Source organism: Nissabacter sp. SGAir0207, from assembly GCF_005491205.1.
In the GTDB taxonomy this organism is placed as follows: domain Bacteria; phylum Pseudomonadota; class Gammaproteobacteria; order Enterobacterales; family Enterobacteriaceae; genus Chimaeribacter.
Genome location: NZ_CP028036.1, coordinates 174,671 through 191,503 on the forward strand (window position 1 = coordinate 174,671; position 16,833 = coordinate 191,503).

The 16,833-nt window shown below is 63.3% G+C and carries 18 protein-coding genes; 11 read left to right on the forward strand and 7 right to left on the reverse strand.

The genetic code is table 11. From position 1 onward, the window contains the following. Positions 1-172 precede the first annotated feature (172 nt). From purU to C1N62_RS18655, 8 genes are read left to right on the forward strand one after another with little or no spacing between them, the layout of a single operon-like run. Positions 173-1,039: a formyltetrahydrofolate deformylase gene (gene purU / locus C1N62_RS18620; RefSeq protein ID WP_137765204.1), complete on the forward strand. Its 867-nt coding sequence runs from the start codon at positions 173-175 to the stop codon at positions 1,037-1,039. Beyond that, positions 1,036-1,938, forward strand: coding sequence for a bifunctional methylenetetrahydrofolate dehydrogenase/methenyltetrahydrofolate cyclohydrolase FolD (folD, locus tag C1N62_RS18625; RefSeq protein WP_137765205.1), 903 nt, complete (start codon positions 1,036-1,038; stop codon positions 1,936-1,938). The genes purU and folD overlap by 4 nt, the downstream gene beginning before the upstream one ends. A 10-nt stretch (positions 1,939-1,948) precedes the next feature. Further along, positions 1,949-3,190 (forward strand): FAD-dependent oxidoreductase, encoded by a 1,242-nt coding sequence (locus C1N62_RS18630; RefSeq protein WP_137765206.1) that lies wholly within the window; start codon positions 1,949-1,951, stop codon positions 3,188-3,190. Positions 3,191-3,200: 10 nt separating this feature from the next. Then, positions 3,201-3,512 (forward strand): sarcosine oxidase subunit delta, encoded by a 312-nt coding sequence (locus C1N62_RS18635; protein WP_137765207.1) that lies wholly within the window; start codon positions 3,201-3,203, stop codon positions 3,510-3,512. Next, complete coding sequence (locus tag C1N62_RS18640; protein WP_370465605.1) at positions 3,509-6,460, forward strand: 2Fe-2S iron-sulfur cluster-binding protein; 2,952 nt, start codon at positions 3,509-3,511, stop codon at positions 6,458-6,460. Before C1N62_RS18635 ends, C1N62_RS18640 begins: the two co-directional genes overlap by 4 nt. A gap of 2 nt (positions 6,461-6,462) precedes the next feature. Next, on the forward strand, positions 6,463-7,065 hold the full coding sequence (locus C1N62_RS18645; protein ID WP_137765208.1) for a sarcosine oxidase subunit gamma: 603 nt from the start codon (positions 6,463-6,465) through the stop codon (positions 7,063-7,065). A 22-nt stretch (positions 7,066-7,087) separates the two neighbouring features. Continuing rightward, on the forward strand, positions 7,088-7,891 hold the full coding sequence (locus C1N62_RS18650; RefSeq protein ID WP_137765209.1) for an IclR family transcriptional regulator: 804 nt from the start codon (positions 7,088-7,090) through the stop codon (positions 7,889-7,891). After that, positions 7,888-8,502 carry a cupin domain-containing protein gene (locus C1N62_RS18655; protein WP_137765210.1) on the forward strand — a complete coding sequence of 205 codons (615 nt, stop codon included), beginning with the start codon at positions 7,888-7,890 and terminating at the stop codon, positions 8,500-8,502. Before C1N62_RS18650 ends, C1N62_RS18655 begins: the two co-directional genes overlap by 4 nt. A gap of 5 nt (positions 8,503-8,507) precedes the next feature. On the opposite strand, the gene C1N62_RS18660 is transcribed toward C1N62_RS18655, so the two are convergent. From C1N62_RS18660 to C1N62_RS18685, 6 genes are read right to left on the reverse strand one after another with little or no spacing between them, the layout of a single operon-like run. Continuing rightward, entirely contained in the window at positions 8,508-8,759 is a 252-nt protein-coding gene (locus C1N62_RS18660) for a DUF202 domain-containing protein (protein WP_206057794.1), read from the reverse strand. Next, positions 8,756-9,133, reverse strand: coding sequence for a YidH family protein (locus C1N62_RS18665; protein WP_137765212.1), 378 nt, complete (start codon positions 9,131-9,133; stop codon positions 8,756-8,758). The genes C1N62_RS18660 and C1N62_RS18665 overlap by 4 nt, the downstream gene beginning before the upstream one ends. After that, the gene (locus C1N62_RS18670; protein ID WP_137765213.1) at positions 9,117-9,998 is read right to left on the reverse strand and encodes a MurR/RpiR family transcriptional regulator; all 882 of its coding nucleotides are present in this window, start codon (positions 9,996-9,998) and stop codon (positions 9,117-9,119) included. The genes C1N62_RS18665 and C1N62_RS18670 overlap by 17 nt, the downstream gene beginning before the upstream one ends. A 49-nt stretch (positions 9,999-10,047) precedes the next feature. Next, entirely contained in the window at positions 10,048-10,911 is an 864-nt protein-coding gene (locus C1N62_RS18675) for an aldose epimerase (RefSeq protein WP_137765214.1), read from the reverse strand. Between the two features lies 1 nt (position 10,912). Further along, a complete protein-coding gene (locus C1N62_RS18680; protein ID WP_137765215.1) occupies positions 10,913-12,640 on the reverse strand; it encodes a sulfatase in 1,728 nt (575 codons plus the stop codon). Continuing rightward, positions 12,637-14,178 carry a PTS transporter subunit EIIC gene (locus tag C1N62_RS18685; protein WP_137765216.1) on the reverse strand — a complete coding sequence of 514 codons (1,542 nt, stop codon included), beginning with the start codon at positions 14,176-14,178 and terminating at the stop codon, positions 12,637-12,639. The genes C1N62_RS18680 and C1N62_RS18685 overlap by 4 nt, the downstream gene beginning before the upstream one ends. A 334-nt stretch (positions 14,179-14,512) precedes the next feature. Between C1N62_RS18685 and ycgZ the strand changes: the two genes are divergently transcribed. Both ycgZ and C1N62_RS18695 read left to right on the forward strand, forming a co-directional pair. Then, positions 14,513-14,767: a regulatory protein YcgZ gene (gene ycgZ, locus C1N62_RS23385; protein ID WP_137765217.1), complete on the forward strand. Its 255-nt coding sequence runs from the start codon at positions 14,513-14,515 to the stop codon at positions 14,765-14,767. A gap of 222 nt (positions 14,768-14,989) precedes the next feature. After that, entirely contained in the window at positions 14,990-15,292 is a 303-nt protein-coding gene (locus C1N62_RS18695; protein ID WP_137765218.1) for a hypothetical protein, read from the forward strand. 79 nt (positions 15,293-15,371) lie between these two features. On the opposite strand, the gene C1N62_RS18700 is transcribed toward C1N62_RS18695, so the two are convergent. Next, positions 15,372-15,605, reverse strand: coding sequence for a YgdI/YgdR family lipoprotein (locus C1N62_RS18700; protein WP_137765219.1), 234 nt, complete (start codon positions 15,603-15,605; stop codon positions 15,372-15,374). A 450-nt stretch (positions 15,606-16,055) separates the two neighbouring features. Here C1N62_RS18700 and C1N62_RS18705 point away from each other — a divergent pair, with 450 nt between their 5' ends. Continuing rightward, on the forward strand, positions 16,056-16,787 hold the full coding sequence (locus tag C1N62_RS18705; RefSeq protein ID WP_137765220.1) for a YoaK family protein: 732 nt from the start codon (positions 16,056-16,058) through the stop codon (positions 16,785-16,787). The last annotated feature ends 46 nt before the right edge of the window (positions 16,788-16,833 follow it).

Genomic DNA, 16,833 nt, shown 5'->3' on the forward strand with positions numbered 1-16,833 from the left:
CAAATAAAATAGCGCCAGAAAGCGGAATGAATAAAATTTCAATTTATCTATCGACACGGCGATTTTTTTGAATTAAAAGTTTTAAGCACCAGCCCGTTCAAATGAAAATCAGCGTTGCGCCGGGCATTTATATTTACCGGCAAACCTTTTACTTTATCTGTGTGGAGACGCCATGTCTGCGAATACTCATGATTACGTTATGATGGCCAGCTGCCCTGCGCGCTCAGGGATTATTGCTGCCGTTACCGGGTTCCTCAGCAATAACCAGTGCTATATCAGTGAGCTGTCACAATATGATGATGAGCATTTGGGGCACTTCTTTCTGCGCGCCCGTTTCCGTTTTAATGAGCAGGTGACGCCAGATATTGCCTCGCTGAAACGGGACTTTTCCGCCGTGGCGGAGGGGTTGTCGATGCAGTGGCAGGTATTTGACCGCGCGGTGCCAATGCGCGTGATATTGATGGTCAGTAAATTCGACCACTGCCTGCTGGATCTGCTCTACCGGAAAAATAAGGGCGAATTGCCGATTACCATCAGTGCCATTGTCTCCAACCACCTTGATTTACGCCCGATCGCCGAACGCGACGGCATCCGCTTTATTTACCTGCCAGTGACCAAAGAGAATAAGGCGCAGCAGGAGGCGGAATTAATGAACGTGGTGGAGGAGACGCAGGCGGAATTGGTGGTGCTGGCGCGCTATATGCAAATTCTCTCCGATACCCTGTGCCGCAAGCTGGCCGGGCGCGCCATCAATATCCACCACTCCTTCCTGCCGGGCTTCAAGGGGGCGATGCCCTACCATCAGGCCTACCACCGCGGCGTCAAACTGATTGGCGCGACAGCGCACTACGTCACCTCCGATCTGGACGAAGGGCCAATCATTGAGCAGGAGGTGCAGCGCGTAGACCACACCTACCGCCCCGAGGATCTGGTGGCCGTGGGCCGCAATACCGAAACCATCGCGCTGTCGCGTGCCGTGAAACTGCACGCCGATCACCGCATCTTCCTCGACGAAAACAAAACGGTGATCTTCCGATGACAACACAACCCCACACCGCCCGCCTGATTGATGGCAAACAGAGCGCGCAGCGGCTGCTGGCCGAGGTGGCGCAGCAGGTGCAGGCTTGCCGTGCCGAAGGCGTGACGCCCGCGCTGGCCGTGGTGCTGGTGGGCGATGACCCGGCCAGCCAGGTCTATGTGCGCAACAAACTGCGCGCCGCCGAACAGGTCGGCATCCTCTCCCATGAGTACCGCTTCCCGGCCACCCTCAGCGAGCAGCAATTGCTGGCGACCATTGACAACCTGAACCGGGATGCGGCGGTGAACGGCATTCTGGTGCAGCTCCCGCTGCCCGCGCACATCGATGAGGGGCGGGTGGTGCGTGCCATCTCCCCGCTGAAGGATGTGGATGGCTTCCACCCGGAGAACGCCGGTGGGCTGGTGCAGGGGCAGCGCGTGCTGACGCCCTGTACGCCGCTCGGCTGTATGCGCCTGCTGGCGGAGTATGGCGGCGATCTGGCCGGCAAACACGCGGTGGTGGTGGGGCGCTCCAACATTGTTGGCAAGCCGATGGCCGCGTTGCTGTTGCAGGCGCACTGCTCCGTCACCACGCTGCACTCGCGCAGCCAGGACGCCGCCCGGCTGGCGCGGCAGGCGGACATCCTGATCGCCGCCGTCGGGCGGCCGGGGATGATTGATGCCAGCTGGATCAAGCCGGGCGCGGTGGTGATTGACGTCGGCATCAACCGGATTACGCAGGGCGAGGGACGCAGCCGGCTGGTGGGGGATGTGGACATTGCCAGCGTCAGCGCGGTGGCCGCCGCCCTGACGCCGGTGCCGGGCGGCGTCGGGCCGATGACCATCGCCTGCCTGATGCAAAACACCGTCACCGCCACCCAGTTGCAGCAACAGGCCGCCGCGCTCCAGTGCGCTGGCTAAGGGGAAGATCATGCCGTTTGCCTTGCTGAAGTATGGATTGTCGTCGCGCTACCCGGCGGAGGTGGACATCCCGCCGCCGCGCGACCTGAAAACGCACTATGACGTGGTGATCATCGGCGGCGGCGGCCACGGGCTGGCCACCGCCTACTATCTGGCGAAGTACCACGGCATCACCAACGTCGCGGTGCTGGAGAAAGCCTATCTGGGCGGCGGCAACACTGCGCGTAACACCGCGGTGATCCGCTCCAACTACCTCACCTCCGAGGGGGTACGCTTCTACAGCGAGTCGGTGAAGCTGTTTCAGGGGCTGTCGAATGAGTTCGACTTCAACATCATGTACTCGGAACGCGGCCAGTTGACGCTGGCCCACACCGACGCCACGGTGCGCGCCTTCCGCCAGCGGGCGGAGGTCAACAAACACTTTGGCGGCCGCACCGAGATGATTGACCGCCAGCAGATCCGCGAACTGGTGCCGACCCTCAACCTCGACCCGGCCAATTTGCCGGTGCTGGCCGGGCTGTGGCATATCGACGGCGCCACCGCCCGCCATGACGCGGTGGCGTGGGGCTATGCCAAGGAGGCGGCGAAGCGCGGCGTCGAGATCCACCAGCTCACCGAGGTGCAGGATCTGGTGGTGACCGAGGGGCGCATCACGGCGGTGAAGACCAACCGTGGCACTATCCGCTGTGGCTGCGCGGTGCAGGCGGTGGCGGGCTACAGCTCGCAGCTGGCGCAGAAGGCCGGTTTCCGCCTGCCGGTGGTGAGCTACCCCTTGCAGGCGATGGTCACCCAGCCGGTGAAACCGTTCCTTGACCCACTGGTCAGCTCCTCTGCGCTGCACTGCTACGTGCAGCAGACCAGCCGGGGCGAGGTGGTGTTCGGCGGCGGCTCCGATCCCTATCCGCTCTACAGTACCCGCTCGACCCTCGACCTGAAGGAGAGCCTGATCGCCCACGGCATTGAGATGTTCCCCTTCCTCGCACAGGCCAAATTGATGCGGCAATGGGCGGGCATCACCGACATGACGCCGGACTACAGCCCGATCATGGGCGAAAGCCCGGTGAAGAACTACTACCTGGACGCCGGTTGGGGCACCTGGGGCTTCAAGGCGACGCCGATCTGCGGCAAAACGATGGCGGAACTGGTCGCCAGCGGTGGCAAGACGCCGGATCTGATCGCGCCATTCTGTCTGGAACGTTTTATGCAGTTCCGGCAGGTCAATGAAATGGGCGCCACGGCGGCCAGCCATTAGGGGATAACCGATGAAAGTGATGAACTGCCCGCTCAACGGGCCACGCAATATCAGCGAATTTGCCTACGGCGGCGAACTGAAGGCGATCCCCGACCAGATGGGGTGCAGCGACCGCGACTGGGCGGATTATGTCTTCTACAGCGACAACACCGCCGGGGTGGTCACCGAGTGGTGGTTCCACCAGCCCTCGAGCTACTGGTTTTTGGCGGAGCGCCACACGGTGACCGACGAGATCCTGCGCACCTTTGATCCCGCCGAACGCTTCCCGCACCCGGCGCGCCAGAGCCGCCCGGCAACCGTCCCGCTGGAGGTGGCGTCATGAATGACATCATCCTCGGGGAGCTGGACAGCCCGGCCAGCGCGGCGGAGGTGGCCCGCCTGCCCGCGCCGATGGGACGGCTGATTGACCGTGGTCAGGCCATCACTTTCCATTTTGAGGGCACTGCCTACCGTGGCTACGCCGGTGACACCCTCGCCAGCGCGCTGCTGGCCCACGGGCGGCTGATCCTCTCGCGCTCCTTCAAATACCACCGCCCGCGCGGCGCGCTGACGCTGGCAGGGCAGGACGCCAATACGCTGGTGCAACTGCCGGAGGAGCCGAATGTGCTGGCGGACACCCTGCCGATCGCCGGTGGGCTGCGTGCCAGCGGGCAGAACTACAGCGGCTCGCTGGAGAGCGACCGCGACGAGAAGCTGCAACTCTTCTCGCGCTTTATGCCGGTCGGCTTCTACTACCGCGCCTTCTACAAGCCCAAGGGGATGTGGAAGCGCTGGGAGCCGCTGATCCGCCGCAAGGCCGGGCTGGGGGTGCTGAATCTGGCGGTGAAGCCGGGCTATTTTGACAAGGCTTACCTGTTCTGTGACCTGATGGTGGTCGGCAGTGGGCCAGCCGGGTTGCAGGCGGCGCTGACGGCAGCCGATGCCGGTGCGGAGGTGCTGCTGGTGGAGCAGCAACCGCTGCTGGGCGGCGCGCTGAACTGGGCGCGCTTCGACACTGACACCCAACCGGCGGAGGAGGCGCTGCTGGCGCTGACCCAGCGAGCCAGCCGCCACCCGCGCATCCGCGTGATGGTGGGGGCCACCTGTAGCGGCTGGTTCCAGGATCACTACCTGCCGGTCATTCAGGGCGCGCGGATGTTCAAGGTGCGCGCCGGGGCCTGCGTGGTGGCGGCCGGGGCCTATGACCAGCCGGTGATCTTCCGCAACAATGACCTGCCGGGGGTGATGCTGACCAGCGCGCTCCAACGGCTGATGGCGCTGTATGGGGTGCGGCCCGGCCGCCGGGCGCTGCTGCTGGCGGGCAATGATGACGCCTATCTGGCGGCGCTGACCCTGCTGGAGCAGGGCGTGCAGGTGGCCGGGGTGGTGGATCTGCGCCCCGGCCCGAGCGATGCGCAGTTGGCGGCACGCCTGAAACAGGCTGGGGTGCCGCTCTGGCGGAACGCGACGGTCTGGGAGGCACAGGCCGATAACCGTGGCTGCCTGCGACAGGTGCAGGTGCACCGCATCACCGCGCCGGGCGAGGTGGCCCCGCAGGGCGAGGCCGTGGCGTGCGACGTGCTCGGCATGTCCGCTGGCTACATGCCCGCCTGGCAGTTGCCGTGCCAGGCGGGCGGCAAACTGCACTATGACGACCAGACGGCCAACTTCTCCCTGAGCCACCTGCCAACCGGGCTGTTCACCGCCGGTTCGATCAACGGCTGGCACTCGCTGGAGGCGGTGCAGGAGGATGGGCGGCGGGCCGCACTTCAGGCGTTGCGGCAACTGGGCATTGACGCGCCCGCGCCTCTGCCCGCCAGCCGCCTGCTGCCGCAGGTGAACCACCCCTGGCCGATGTTCCCGCACCCCAAGGGCAAGGAGTTCGTGGACTTCGATGAGGATCTGCAAATCAAGGACATCATCAACGCCACCCGCCACGGCTACCGCGACGTGCAGTTGGTGAAGCGCTTCTCCACCGTCGGCATGGGGCCGTCACAGGGGCGGCACTCCGCCCTGCCGACGGCGCGGCTGGTGGCGCAGGCCACCGGGCGCAGCGTCAGTGAGACGGGCGTCACCACTGCGCGGCCACCATTCAGCGCCGAGAGTCTGGCGCATCTGGCCGGGCGCGGCTTCGATCCGTGGCGCGTCACTGCCATGCACGCGCGCCACCTGGCGTTGCAGGCGCAGATGATGCCCGCGGGCAACTGGCTGCGACCGGGCTGGTATCGCCGCGCGCCGACCCATGACAAGGCCAGCGCGGTGCAGGCCGAGGTGATGAACGTGCGCAACAATGTCGGGCTGATTGACCTCTCGACCCTCGGCGGCATCGAGCTGCGCGGCCCGGACGCGGCGGAGCTGCTCAATCGCCTCTACACCTTCGCCTTCCTCAAACAGCCGGTGGGGCGCACGCGTTACGCGCTGATGGCCAATGAGCAGGGGGTGATCATTGATGACGGCGTGGCCTGCCGGTTGGCGGAGAACCACTTCTACGTCACGGCGACCACCAGCGGCGTGGCACGCGTCTACCAGTCGATGCTGTGGTGGAACACCCAATGGCGGCTGGATGTGGACATCGCCAACGTCACTTCCGCCTGGGCGGCGGTCAATCTGGCCGGGCCACGGGCGCGCGAGGTACTGGCGCGGGTCTGCACCGGCGTGGATCTTTCGAATGAGGCATTCCCCTATCTGGCGTGCCGACAGGGGGAGGTGGCGGGCATCCCGGCGCGGCTGCTGCGCGTGGGCTTCGTCGGCGAGCTGGGCTATGAGATCCATGTGCCGACCCGCTACGGCGCGGCGCTCTGGGACGCGCTGATGGCCGCTGGTGCGCCGGACAATATCCAGCCCTTTGGCGTCGAGGCGCAGCGCCTGCTGCGGCTGGAGAAGGGGCATGTGATCATCGGGCAGGACACCGACGGCATGACCCACCCGGCGGAGGTATCGATGGGGTGGGCAGTGAACCGCGCCAAACCGGCCTTTGTTGGCCGCCGGGCGATTGACATTCTGGAGGCGCAGCCGCCGGTGCGCCGCTTGGTGGGCTTCACCCTGCCCGCCGGATCGCCGCAGCCGCTGGAGGGGCATCTGGTGCTGGAGGGTGACCGCATCACCGGCAACGTCACCTCCTGTGAGTTTTCTCCCAAGCTGAATGCCATCATTGGCATGGCCTATGCATCTTTTGAACAGTCACAGCCGGGCGCGCGCCTCACCTTACGGGTAGAGGGCGGCGTGCAGCTGGAGGCGCAGGTAGTGGCCTTGCCCTTTTATGACGCGGATAACCAACGACAGGAGCTGTAACCATGCAGGCACAACCCTCTTACCCGCTGGCGCACCTGACCGCTGGCGTCTCCCCCCTGACGGCAGGCCATGCGCTGGTGACGCTGGTGGACTGCTCGCCGCGCGCCCGCGTGGGCTTCCGTGGCCGCGAGGCGGCGCAGTGGCTGGCCGGGCGTGGCTATCAGTTGCCCACCGCGCCCAATCAGGCGCTGTGGCAAGCGGATGGCACGCTGGTGGCGCGGCTGTCACAGACCGAGTACCTGTTGCTGGCACCCGAGGCAGCGGGCGGCGATCGGCTGTGGCGTGAGGAGGCGGCGTGGCAGTTGGATGACACCGCCTGCTACCTGCTGCCCCGGCAGGACAGCCACGCCTGGCTGGCGCTCAGCGGCGAGGCCGCCGCGCTGGTGATGGCAAAACTGTGCGGCGTCGATCTCACCGAGCGCGCCTTTGCGCCGGGTGCCATCGCCCAGACCTCGGTGGCGCGCGCCAGCGCCATGGTGATCAACGCCACCCGGCAGGCGCAGCCCACCTTCTGGCTGCTGATGGACAGCGCCACCGCCGCCTACTTCTGGCCGGTGCTGACCGATGCGATGGCCGAGTTTGATGACGCGCACCACTCCCGTTAACCCCTGATTGGCGGAGGAACCGATGCCTGTGGCAACCGCAACCGACAATGACTATACCGTTCCCGCGCTGTTTCGCGGCCTGACCATTCTGGAGATGTTCAACAGCCGCGACCGCGTGCTGACGGTGCAGGATTTCGCCGACCGTTTGGGCATTACCATCTCGGCGATCTACCGCATCGTCACCACCCTCACCGAGATGAACTATCTGGAGAAGGTGGCGAAAAACACCTACCAGCTAGGGCCGCAGGTGATCTCCAACGGCTTCAGTTACCTCGCCAGCCGCGACGTGGTGGACATCGCGATGCCGCACCTGACGGCGCTGCGCAACACCGTGTCGATGTCCTGTCACCTCAGCATCCGCGAGGGGAGTGACGCGGTCTATATCTACCGCTCCTTTGCCGCCCAGCGCCTGTCGGTGAACGTGCCGGTCGGCACCCGCATCCCGTGCCACTGTTGCGCGATGGGGCGGGTGCTGCTGATGGGGCTGACCGACCTGGAGCTGGAGCGTCTCTACCAGCATGTGCGGTTGGATGGCTACTCGCTGCCCGCGCCGCGCACGCTGCCAGAGCTGAAGGAGACCATCGAACAGGATCACTTGCGCGGCTGGGTTGAGCACCGCTCGGACTACGCCACCTCTATCGCCATGCCGCTGCGCGACCACCACAACCAGATTGTGGCGGCGGTCAATATCTCCGGCCCGGACGCGCTGATGTCTGACGATCGCCAGAAGCAGCACGCGCGTGAGGCGCTGTTCGCCAGCGCGCAACGCATCTCCTTCGAGCTGGGCAACCTGCGCAAAATGTCGGAGAAAATCACCTGCCGATGACCAGACTCCCTCCCGCCAAGCGCGGCAGCCCGCTCAGCCTCGAGCAGCACATCGCGCGCGCCATCAAGCAGCGCCGCCTCTCCCAGCGCTTCAAGATCTCAGACGTGGCGCGCATCGCTGGACTTAGCCCCGGCATGGTGAGCAAGGTGGAGAACGCACAGGTCTCCACCAGCCTCGATACCCTCAGCCGGCTGTGCGACGCCATCGGCCTGCCCATCTCACGGCTGTTCAGCGACTACGACATGGGGCGGCGTGGCGCACAACTGGTGAAGGCGGGCGAGGGGATGGAGGTGGTGCGCTCCGGCACCGAGGTGGGGCACTCCTACCAACTGCTGCGCTACGCCCAGGGGCCGGTGAAGGTGTATGAGCCGTTTCTGGTGACGATGGATGACGCCAGCGAGGAGTTCCCCAACTTCAGCCATCCGGGGCAGGAGTTTCTCTACCTGCTGGAGGGGGAGCTGGTCTATCGCCACGGCGAGCGCCTCTACCCGATGTCCGCCGGTGACAGCCTCTCGTTTGACGGCATGGTGCCGCACGGGCCAGAGACGCTGACGCGGGTGCCGATCCGGCTGCTGTCAGTGATCCATTATGAAGAGGGGGATGGCGAGTAGCGGGCTTAGCGGAGGCAGAGTAACAGGGCGCTGGCGCTGACCAGCGCCGCCGCCAGCCAGAGGTGACGGCGTAACAGGCCGGTGTAGAGGCCCGCGGCCCCGAAGGCCAGCAGCAGGCCGCCCAACGCATACTCCCACTGGCCGTGGTGGCCCCAGCCGCGCAGGCAGAGCAGGGCGACAATCGCCATCGACCAGCCGGTGCGTCGGCGTGACAGGGTGGTGCGCTCCGGTTGCAGGCCGGGATCGCGTGCGCTCACGGCTGCCCCTGCCAGATAAGCAGCCCGAGCAGCAGCGCCAGCAGGGCCATCAGCCCGCTGGCCAGTGGCAGGGCTGGCGAGCGGGGCAGGTCACGCCCCAGCCGCATCGCATACTCATTGTGCCGCCAGCGCCGCCAGGCCAGCACGCCCATGATGGCCGCCGTGATAAGCAGCCCTTGCGCCAATGCTATACGCAGGGCGGGCGAGGCGAGCGTTGGGGAGAACTGGTCAATGCCCACCGCCGCCGCCATCAGCGCCAGCGCGGTACGCAGCCAGGCCAGAAAGGTGCGCTCATTCGCCAACGTAAAGCGGTAGTCCGGCGTCTTGCCAGCCAGCCACCACTTGCCGCTGGGCGCGTCACTCGGGTTCCTCATGCTGGATCCTCTCCTTAATCAGCAACTCCCTGATGGATAACCCGGCCGCCGCGCGGTCACGCAGGTTGTGGCGGGTGATCTCGGTACAGAGAAATTCAATCATAAACAGTTGTGAGAGCCGGGTTTCAATCGAGTCCCCTTGCTGCGGCCCGGCGCTGCCGCAGGTCAGCAGGAAGGTGTCGGCCAGTGCGGTCAGTGGCGAGTGCGGGCTATGGGTAATGGCAAGCCGCTGCGCGCCAGCGCGTTCCGCCAGCCGGAAGGCGTTGACCACCTCCGGCGTTGCGCCAGAGTGGGAAAAGGCCACCACCAGATCGTCCGGCTTCAGATTGGCGAGTTTCAGCGTCATGCTGAAGCGGTCACAGTAGGCTTCGGCATCAATGCCGAGCCGGTTCATCTTGTCTCGCGCCTCAAGGGCGGAGAGGCCGGACGCGCCAAACCCGACAAACAGCACCCGGCTGGCGCTCAGGAACCGCTCGACGACGGGCTTCACCACCCGCATGTCCAGCAGGTCGATGGTCTCTTGCAGCGTCGCCCCGGCCGCCAGTGCGATCTTCTGCGCCACCTCCTTGCGGCTGTCATCCAGAAAAATGTCGGGCGAGGCGGGCAGTGGCTGGTCGCTCTCCGCCAGCAGTTCGCGCTTCAACGCCGCCTTCAGGTTGAGCAGCCCACCGTAGCCCACCTTTTTGCAGAAGCGGACGATGGTCGCCTCGCTCAGTTGCAGCGCTGCCGCCAGCTGCTTCACCGGCATCTGGGCCACCTGTGCTGGCTGGCGCAGGATAAACTCCGCGATACGGCGATCGGTCTCCCCCAACCCGCCCATGATGTTGTGGATATAGACCCTGACGTTCTCCCGGTTCACGCTCATTCTGGCTTCCTCTGCAATCATTCTGGCGGCTATTCTGGCCCCGGTGGCGTCAGGCGTCCACTGCCATGCGCAGCCGCACGTCAAACGCCCGCGACGCGCCCGGCCGCAGGCAGTGGATACCGCGTTTATGCGCCAGACGGCCATCAAAGGCCGGATCGTCGGTAGTGCCAGCCAGCGGTTCCAGACAGAGCAGATCGGCACCCGGCACGCCCCACAGCGCCAGCCACGGCTGGGTGCCGGTCTCCAGCGCCATCACCTCCCGCCCGGCTGGCGACAGCACCGCCATCCGCCGCTGGCGACACCGGCCAAAATAGAGCGCGCCATGCCGGAAAACCTCTGGCGTGAGCCGGAAATGGTGGGTGAAGGGGGTCTCCACGGGCAGGCTCAGGGTGCGGTCGCGGGTCGGGAAGGGGCCAGCCACCGCCCGCGAAAACGCGATGCGCCACCCCGGCTGCGAGGCCACCGGCAGGGCGAAACCGGGGTGCCAGCCAAGGGAGAACCACATCGGCCGGTGGTCGCGGTTGATCACCTGCTGGCGCAACGCCAGCCCATCCGGGTGCAGCACCCAGTGGGTGGTGACCTGCCAGCGCCACGGCCAGCACGGCGGTGCACTCCCATCGGCGCTGGCCGCCAGTACCAGCCGATCCGCCTGCCGCGCCAGACAGGCAAAACGCTGGTGGCGCAAAAAGCCGTGCGCCTCCAGCGGCCAGAAGTGCCCCTCCGCCCGCACCCCGCCCTGCACCAGCCGACCCACCACCGGAAAAAGTTGGGTGGCGGAGTGCGCCCAGATACCGGGCTGCGGCTGCCAGATCCATTCGCGTTGCAGTTGCTTGTCCCACAGGCTGACCAGCTCGCCGCCCTGCGCCATGATCTGCGCCCGGAAGCGCCGGTTCTCCAGTTGAAAGCCAGCCATCTCAGGCTGTCCGCAACAGCAGGCGCGACTGATAGATCAGCGCCCGGCGACGGTCACCGCTAAAGTGCGCGTCAATCAACGTGAAGATCTCCTGCTCGGTCAGCCGCTGACCGGCTGCCAGCGCTGGCGGGGGCGTACCCTGCTCCTCCAGCGCGGCCGCCACCCGCAGCCATGCCTGCGCCACGCCAGGGTGCTCCGCATCGGGCAGTGCCGCCCGGCGCGCCGCAAACGCCTGCTCCAGCGCCGCCGTCAGGGGGGACAGCCCAAAGCGGACATACAGCTCCGGCGGCGCATCGTGCGCCTTCATCAGCGGGATCATCGCCTGCGCATAGGCCAGCGCCCTTGCCGGGTCATCGAGCGGCTGGCGCTGCTCAGGATCGCTTCTCAGGTCATACAGCTTGTCGCCGAAACGCCACGGGTCGAGGTAGCGGAAGGTGGCCGGGATCTGCAACACTTGCGCGCCCTGGGTGAAGTTAAAGCCCGGATGGAGGCGCATCTCCCGCAGTTCGTGCGGCGCGAAGGGGCTGTCGATGCGCGTCGGCATCAGGGTGTACTCATACAGGTTGCTGGCCCCCGGCTCACGCGGGCATCGCATATAGACACCCTCGCCATCGGTGATGTTGAGGTGCCCGCCAAAGTAGCCGAACAGCGCATGGTCACGCAGCCGCGCATCCTGCTCAATCGCCGGGCGCAGCGGCTGGCCGGTCATGGTGGCCGGGCGCGGCACGCCAAAAAACTCCAGCAAGGTGGCGGGGATGTCGATGGTCTGCGCCAGCGCCTGACGGCGCACCCCCTGCTGCGGGCAGCGCGGGTCGCGGATAAAGAAGGGCGTATGGGCGATTTCGTCATACACCGGCATGATATTTTTGCCCCACCACTGGTGCTCACCCAACAGGAAACCGTGGTCGGTGCAGACGATAAACAGCGTCTCTTCCCACAGCCCCAGCGCCTTGAGCTTGTCCACCACCCGGCCAAGGTAGTCATCACACTGCGTCACCAGCGCCTGATAGAACTTCCTCACCTTCTCTTCACTCACGCCGCCCGGCGCGTCGCAGTAGTAGGGCACCCAGCCATCAAACTCCTCCGGGGTGCAGCCATACTGCGCCAGATACGGCTCCGCAACGAAGAACGGCTCATGGGGATCAAAGCACTCAATCTGCAAAAACCACTGGTCTTGCTGGTGGTTGGCCTCGAGGAAGGCCAGCCCGGCCCCGATAGTGCGGTGCAGGCAGTGATCCGCCTGCGTCGGCATGGCGGCGCGGTTGATTTTGTCCTGCGCCATGCGGCCACGTCGGCGGCGGCGCGTCGCCTCATCCTCCATTCCCTGCCACTGGATGTCCGGCTGCGCCACCGCGCCCTGCCAGTGATCTCCCTCCTGCCCACGGATAAACTCAAAGGTGGAGTAGCGGGTATGGTAAGTGGCCCCGCCGTCACGCCAGTAGTGTTTATGGTCGGTCACCAGATGGGTGTGCACCCCGGCCTGCCGCAATGCCTGAATGGCGGAGAAGTCGAACGGCTCCAGCGGCCCCCAGCTACGGTGCAGGAAGTTGTAGCGCCCGGTGTGCAGCTCCCGGCGGGCTGGCATACAGGGCATACTGCCGACGTAAAAGTTGTCAAATTGCACCGACTCCTGCGCCAACTGGCTGAAGCGCGGGGTGCGGGCATCCCCGCCATAGGGGGCGAGGTGCCGACGGGTCAGGGTATCAAACATCAACATCACGGCTTTCATGGGTGTGCCTCCAGCCACTCTTCCACTTCGTTTTTAATCAGGGTCACGTGCGGGCCAAACACCACCTGCACGCCGGTGCCGCGAACCAGCGTGGCCCGGCTGCCGTGGGCGCTGAGCGCCGCTGCATCGACCTGTTGCGGCTCTTTAACCGTGACGCGCAACCGGGTGGCGCAGCAATCCAGCGCCAGAATATTGCCCGGCCCGCCGAGGGCAGCAACGATCGCCGGCGCGCGGGCGCCAGCGTCTGCCAGCCTCTCTGGCGCTTCGCCCTCTGGCTCGCGGCCCGGCGTCTTCAGGTTGCGCCAGCCAATCAGCAGCCGGAAGGCGGTGTAGTAGAGGCAGAACATCACCGCCCCCAGTGGCAGCATCAGCACCCAGTTGGTTTTGGCGTTGCCCTGCAATACGCCGAACAGCAGAAAATCGATCAGCCCGCCGGAGAAGGTCTGGCCGACGGTGATCGCCAGCATGTGCGTCAACATAAAGGCCACGCCGGTCAGCAGGATGTGCACGCCGTAGAGCAGCGGCGCGCAGAACATGAAGGCAAACTCCAGCGGCTCGGTGATGCCGGTGAAAAAGGAGGTCAGCGCCGCGGAGAACATCAGGCTGGCCACTTTTTTGCGCTGCTCCGGCCGGGCGGCGTGCACGATGGCCAGCGCCGCGCCGGGCAGGCCAAACATAAAGTCCGCGAAGCGCCCCGCCATAAAACGCGAGACGCCAATGGTGTACTGGGTGACGCTGGGGTCAGCCAGCTGCGCGAAGAAGATTTTCTGTGTGCCCTGCACCAGTTGGCCGTTCACCACCGCCTCGCCGCCGACGCTGGTCAGCCAGAAGGGCAGATAGAACAGGTGATGCAGGCCAAGGGGGATCAGGCACTTCAAAATCATGCCGTAGCACAGGGTGCCGAGGTAGCCGGTCTGCTCCACCAGCCCGCCAAGGTGGCGGATGCCTGCCTGAATCGGCGGCCAGAGCCAGAACAGCGCCATGCCCAGAAAGATGGCAAAAAAGGAGCTGACAATCGGCACCAGCCGCGACCCGCTAAAGAAGGCCAGCAGGCTGGGGAGCGCGGTCTTGCCGAAGCGTTTCTGTACCCAGGCGGCCAGCAGCCCACTCAGGATGCCGCCCATCACGCCGGTTTGCAGGGTGACTATCCCCATCGCCCGCACCTGCCCGGCCGCCGCCAGATTCTCCTCCGCCAGCGTGCCGGAGAGCAGCAGCAGGGCGTTGATCGCCTGATTCATGACGATAAAACAGAGCACCGCCGCCAGCCCGGCGGTGCCTTTATCATTGCGCGCCAGCCCAACCGCGATGCCCACCGCAAACAGCAGCGGCAGATGGTCAAAGACCACGCTGCCGCACAGCTTCATGACCGTAAAGGTGGCCTGAAGCATGCCGTGCGTCAGGATGGGATAGGTGGTCAGGGTCACCGGGTTGGTCAACACGCCCCCGATCCCCAGTAGCAGCCCGGCAGCGGGCAGTAGGGCGATCGGCAACATAAAGGACTTCCCCAAATTTTGTGCGCCGGCAAACAGTGTGCTCATAACGGCTCCTGTGATCATCGGATGAAGTTTAAATTTCACTATGTAGTTTTTATTGTGAAATCTATATTTCGATCGAATGCCAGCAAAGTCAAAAGCGGATGCAGGAAGGGTGAGCTGCATCACCTACTTTTTTTGTGGTTAACGGGTGGGGAAAAAGGCGGAGTAAGACAGAAGCCCAGCCAGGACAGCGACGGATTCGATGCTATTTTGATCGATTGCGCCCTAATCAGTGGATTCCTATCTAAAAATTAGTTGTACAACAATTTCTGATTTGTATAATTTCCCTTTGAACGAAAAGTCGCTTATTTACTAACCAGATTTTTGGGGCTTAAAGATGCAACGGCAACAACGGACGCCAGTCACAAAGCGTGAAATCACGCATTCTTTCCGGTCAAACGCTCCCGGCGTACCCACACAAGAAGAGAGCCTGGGACAGGTTGTGGCGGAGATATTGCGTGCCGGTGAGGCCGTAACGCGTACATCCATCTGTACCAAATTGCTGGCAAAGCTGGATCAGACCCCTGGGGCCGACATGGAAAAGCACTATCACGCTTTGATTGCGTTGGTACTGGGTCGGGAAGAACGATAAATAATTTGTATCACGCTGGCTCCGGCCAGCTTTTTTTCATCCGCGTTTTTGAAATTCCCAAGTCATGATGACCCATATCAGCGCCTCCTGATCCCGGCAGACATGGCGTCAGCCACTCTGCCCATAAGCCGCCTGCCATGCGGCTGTATCGCTTTGCGCCTTGCCGGGCGCCGCCATCCAGCCGCATGACAGGCATTTCTCATTAACAACACAGGAGAGGGTTTGAACAACGACGATAACGTAAATAATATGCACAAACTTTTGGGAGAGGCAGTGATGTCGCTCCTTGAAGACCAGGGTGCTGTAAACAACCACACCATACTGGAGAGGCTGACGCAGCTTGCCGAGGGCGAGTCTGATGAGGACGTCATCATGGCTTACTGGCAAGCCAGAAAGGCCTTTCGCCAGTCCGCGTCGTCAGCGGCGGCCCGTCAGGCTTTAGACGATGGCTTTGCTGACACCAATATGGTCAGGCTTCACTCCCACCGGGTTAGATTGAAACAATCCTCGGGTGAGAAGGAGTAACGCCCTGGCCCATTAAGCAAACCGGTGGCGCGCAGATGAAGGCTGCACGCCACCGGTTCTTACCCCCGTTTCCCCGGCGTCAGTTATCCAGTTCGCTCATGTTGCTGATCTGGTCACGGTTGATCTGCTCGGTGCGGCCCGTCTGTGCGTCGCGATAGGAGACCAGCCCGGTGTCATTATCAATCTCTGGTTTGCCATCAGTGACAATGGTTCTGCCGTCAGTGGTTTTGATGGCCTGATTCGATGAACAGCCCGCCAACGCTGCCAGTGAGGCTGTTGCCAATACCAGAGCCATTATGGTTTTTTTCCGCATCTTCACTCCTTGGTCACGTCCGGAAATATGCCGCCCTCCAAAAGAGGGATCTGTAACCCTTAAAACTATACCAAGCGGAATAGTTTTCCTCCCCAAGGCAGGGTTTTTATCAGAAAAAGTATGAGAAATCATGAATATGATTATTTTTCATAAGCTTATTATGATTTCAAGTTTCAGGAGAATGGATGACCACAATTAACGCAGGGTTATATTTTCCTGATGTAAATAGTTAAGTGAAGTAAAGTTTTGGCCAGCCCACCACGTTTTCCGGCGATTTTTACATTACTAGAGAAAAAACCGCCGCAACTATAGAAATGACAGACTTATTAACAGTTTGCCTGAGCCAGATCGCAGCTTTCCCTCCCAGATTGGCCCCCAGCATATATGCTTAAACTGTGACACCCGTCACCCCTGCTGTTTTCATCCACTTTGATGCTATTGGTGAATAATGTGCTGATCAAAAAGAAGAAGACCCGATCCCACACAGAAGACCGCTACCTGGCGCTGATTTTGGCGACCACCGCGGGCATCCTGAATGCCATGGCGCTAGGCGCGTTCGGTTTTTTTCCCTCCCATATGACCGGTAATGCCTCCCAGATCTCTTCGGAGGTCTCCAGCTCTGACCTGAATGATCTGATCTTCCTCGCTGTCCTGATCGGCGCGTTTGTGCTTGGCTCCACCACTGCCCGTTTCTCGGTGATTGCCGGGCTGAAGAACAATATCCGCACCATTTTTTGCCTGATTATTTTGGCCGAAGGGGTGGCGCTGACCTTGATGTCGGTGTTTGAGACCTTCTCCTACTCGCCACGGCATAACCGCGAGATTCTGGTGCTGCTGGGGTTCCTGATGGGGCTGCATAACTCCACCTCCACCCAGCTCTCCAATGGCCGGGTGCGGTCAACCCACATCACCGGCACCCTGACCGACGCGGGCATCGCGCTTGGCTCGTTCTTCTCGTCGTTTGTCACCGGCACGGCCTCCAGCGATCGCCATTTCCATCGCAAACAGCTCTATACCCACCTCACCACGGTCTTCTCCTTCCTGACCGGCTGTATCGTCGGGCTGATGCTGTTCAAGGAGTATGGCTTCAACGCGATGATTGGGCTGGGCATCTTTTTGATTATGGTTTCGCTGGTGTCGGTGGCCGCCACCCTGCGGATGGCACGCAAAGCCTTTTACTGAACGCCATGCGGGCATAAAAAAGCCGGTAACGTGAGTTACCGGCTTT

Coding starts and splice junctions, on each gene's coding strand:
- purU (WP_137765204.1), top strand. CDS start 173: ATGTCTGCGAATACTCATGATTACGTTATGATGGCCAGCTGCCCTGCG.
- folD (WP_137765205.1), top strand. CDS start 1,036: ATGACAACACAACCCCACACCGCCCGCCTGATTGATGGCAAACAGAGC.
- C1N62_RS18630 (WP_137765206.1), top strand. CDS start 1,949: ATGCCGTTTGCCTTGCTGAAGTATGGATTGTCGTCGCGCTACCCGGCG.
- C1N62_RS18635 (WP_137765207.1), top strand. CDS start 3,201: ATGAAAGTGATGAACTGCCCGCTCAACGGGCCACGCAATATCAGCGAA.
- C1N62_RS18640 (WP_370465605.1), top strand. CDS start 3,509: ATGAATGACATCATCCTCGGGGAGCTGGACAGCCCGGCCAGCGCGGCG.
- C1N62_RS18645 (WP_137765208.1), top strand. CDS start 6,463: ATGCAGGCACAACCCTCTTACCCGCTGGCGCACCTGACCGCTGGCGTC.
- C1N62_RS18650 (WP_137765209.1), top strand. CDS start 7,088: ATGCCTGTGGCAACCGCAACCGACAATGACTATACCGTTCCCGCGCTG.
- C1N62_RS18655 (WP_137765210.1), top strand. CDS start 7,888: ATGACCAGACTCCCTCCCGCCAAGCGCGGCAGCCCGCTCAGCCTCGAG.
- C1N62_RS18665 (WP_137765212.1), bottom strand. CDS start 9,133: ATGAGGAACCCGAGTGACGCGCCCAGCGGCAAGTGGTGGCTGGCTGGC.
- C1N62_RS18670 (WP_137765213.1), bottom strand. CDS start 9,998: ATGAGCGTGAACCGGGAGAACGTCAGGGTCTATATCCACAACATCATG.
- C1N62_RS18675 (WP_137765214.1), bottom strand. CDS start 10,911: ATGGCTGGCTTTCAACTGGAGAACCGGCGCTTCCGGGCGCAGATCATG.
- C1N62_RS18680 (WP_137765215.1), bottom strand. CDS start 12,640: ATGAAAGCCGTGATGTTGATGTTTGATACCCTGACCCGTCGGCACCTC.
- C1N62_RS18685 (WP_137765216.1), bottom strand. CDS start 14,178: ATGAGCACACTGTTTGCCGGCGCACAAAATTTGGGGAAGTCCTTTATG.
- ycgZ (WP_137765217.1), top strand. CDS start 14,513: ATGCAACGGCAACAACGGACGCCAGTCACAAAGCGTGAAATCACGCAT.
- C1N62_RS18700 (WP_137765219.1), bottom strand. CDS start 15,605: ATGCGGAAAAAAACCATAATGGCTCTGGTATTGGCAACAGCCTCACTG.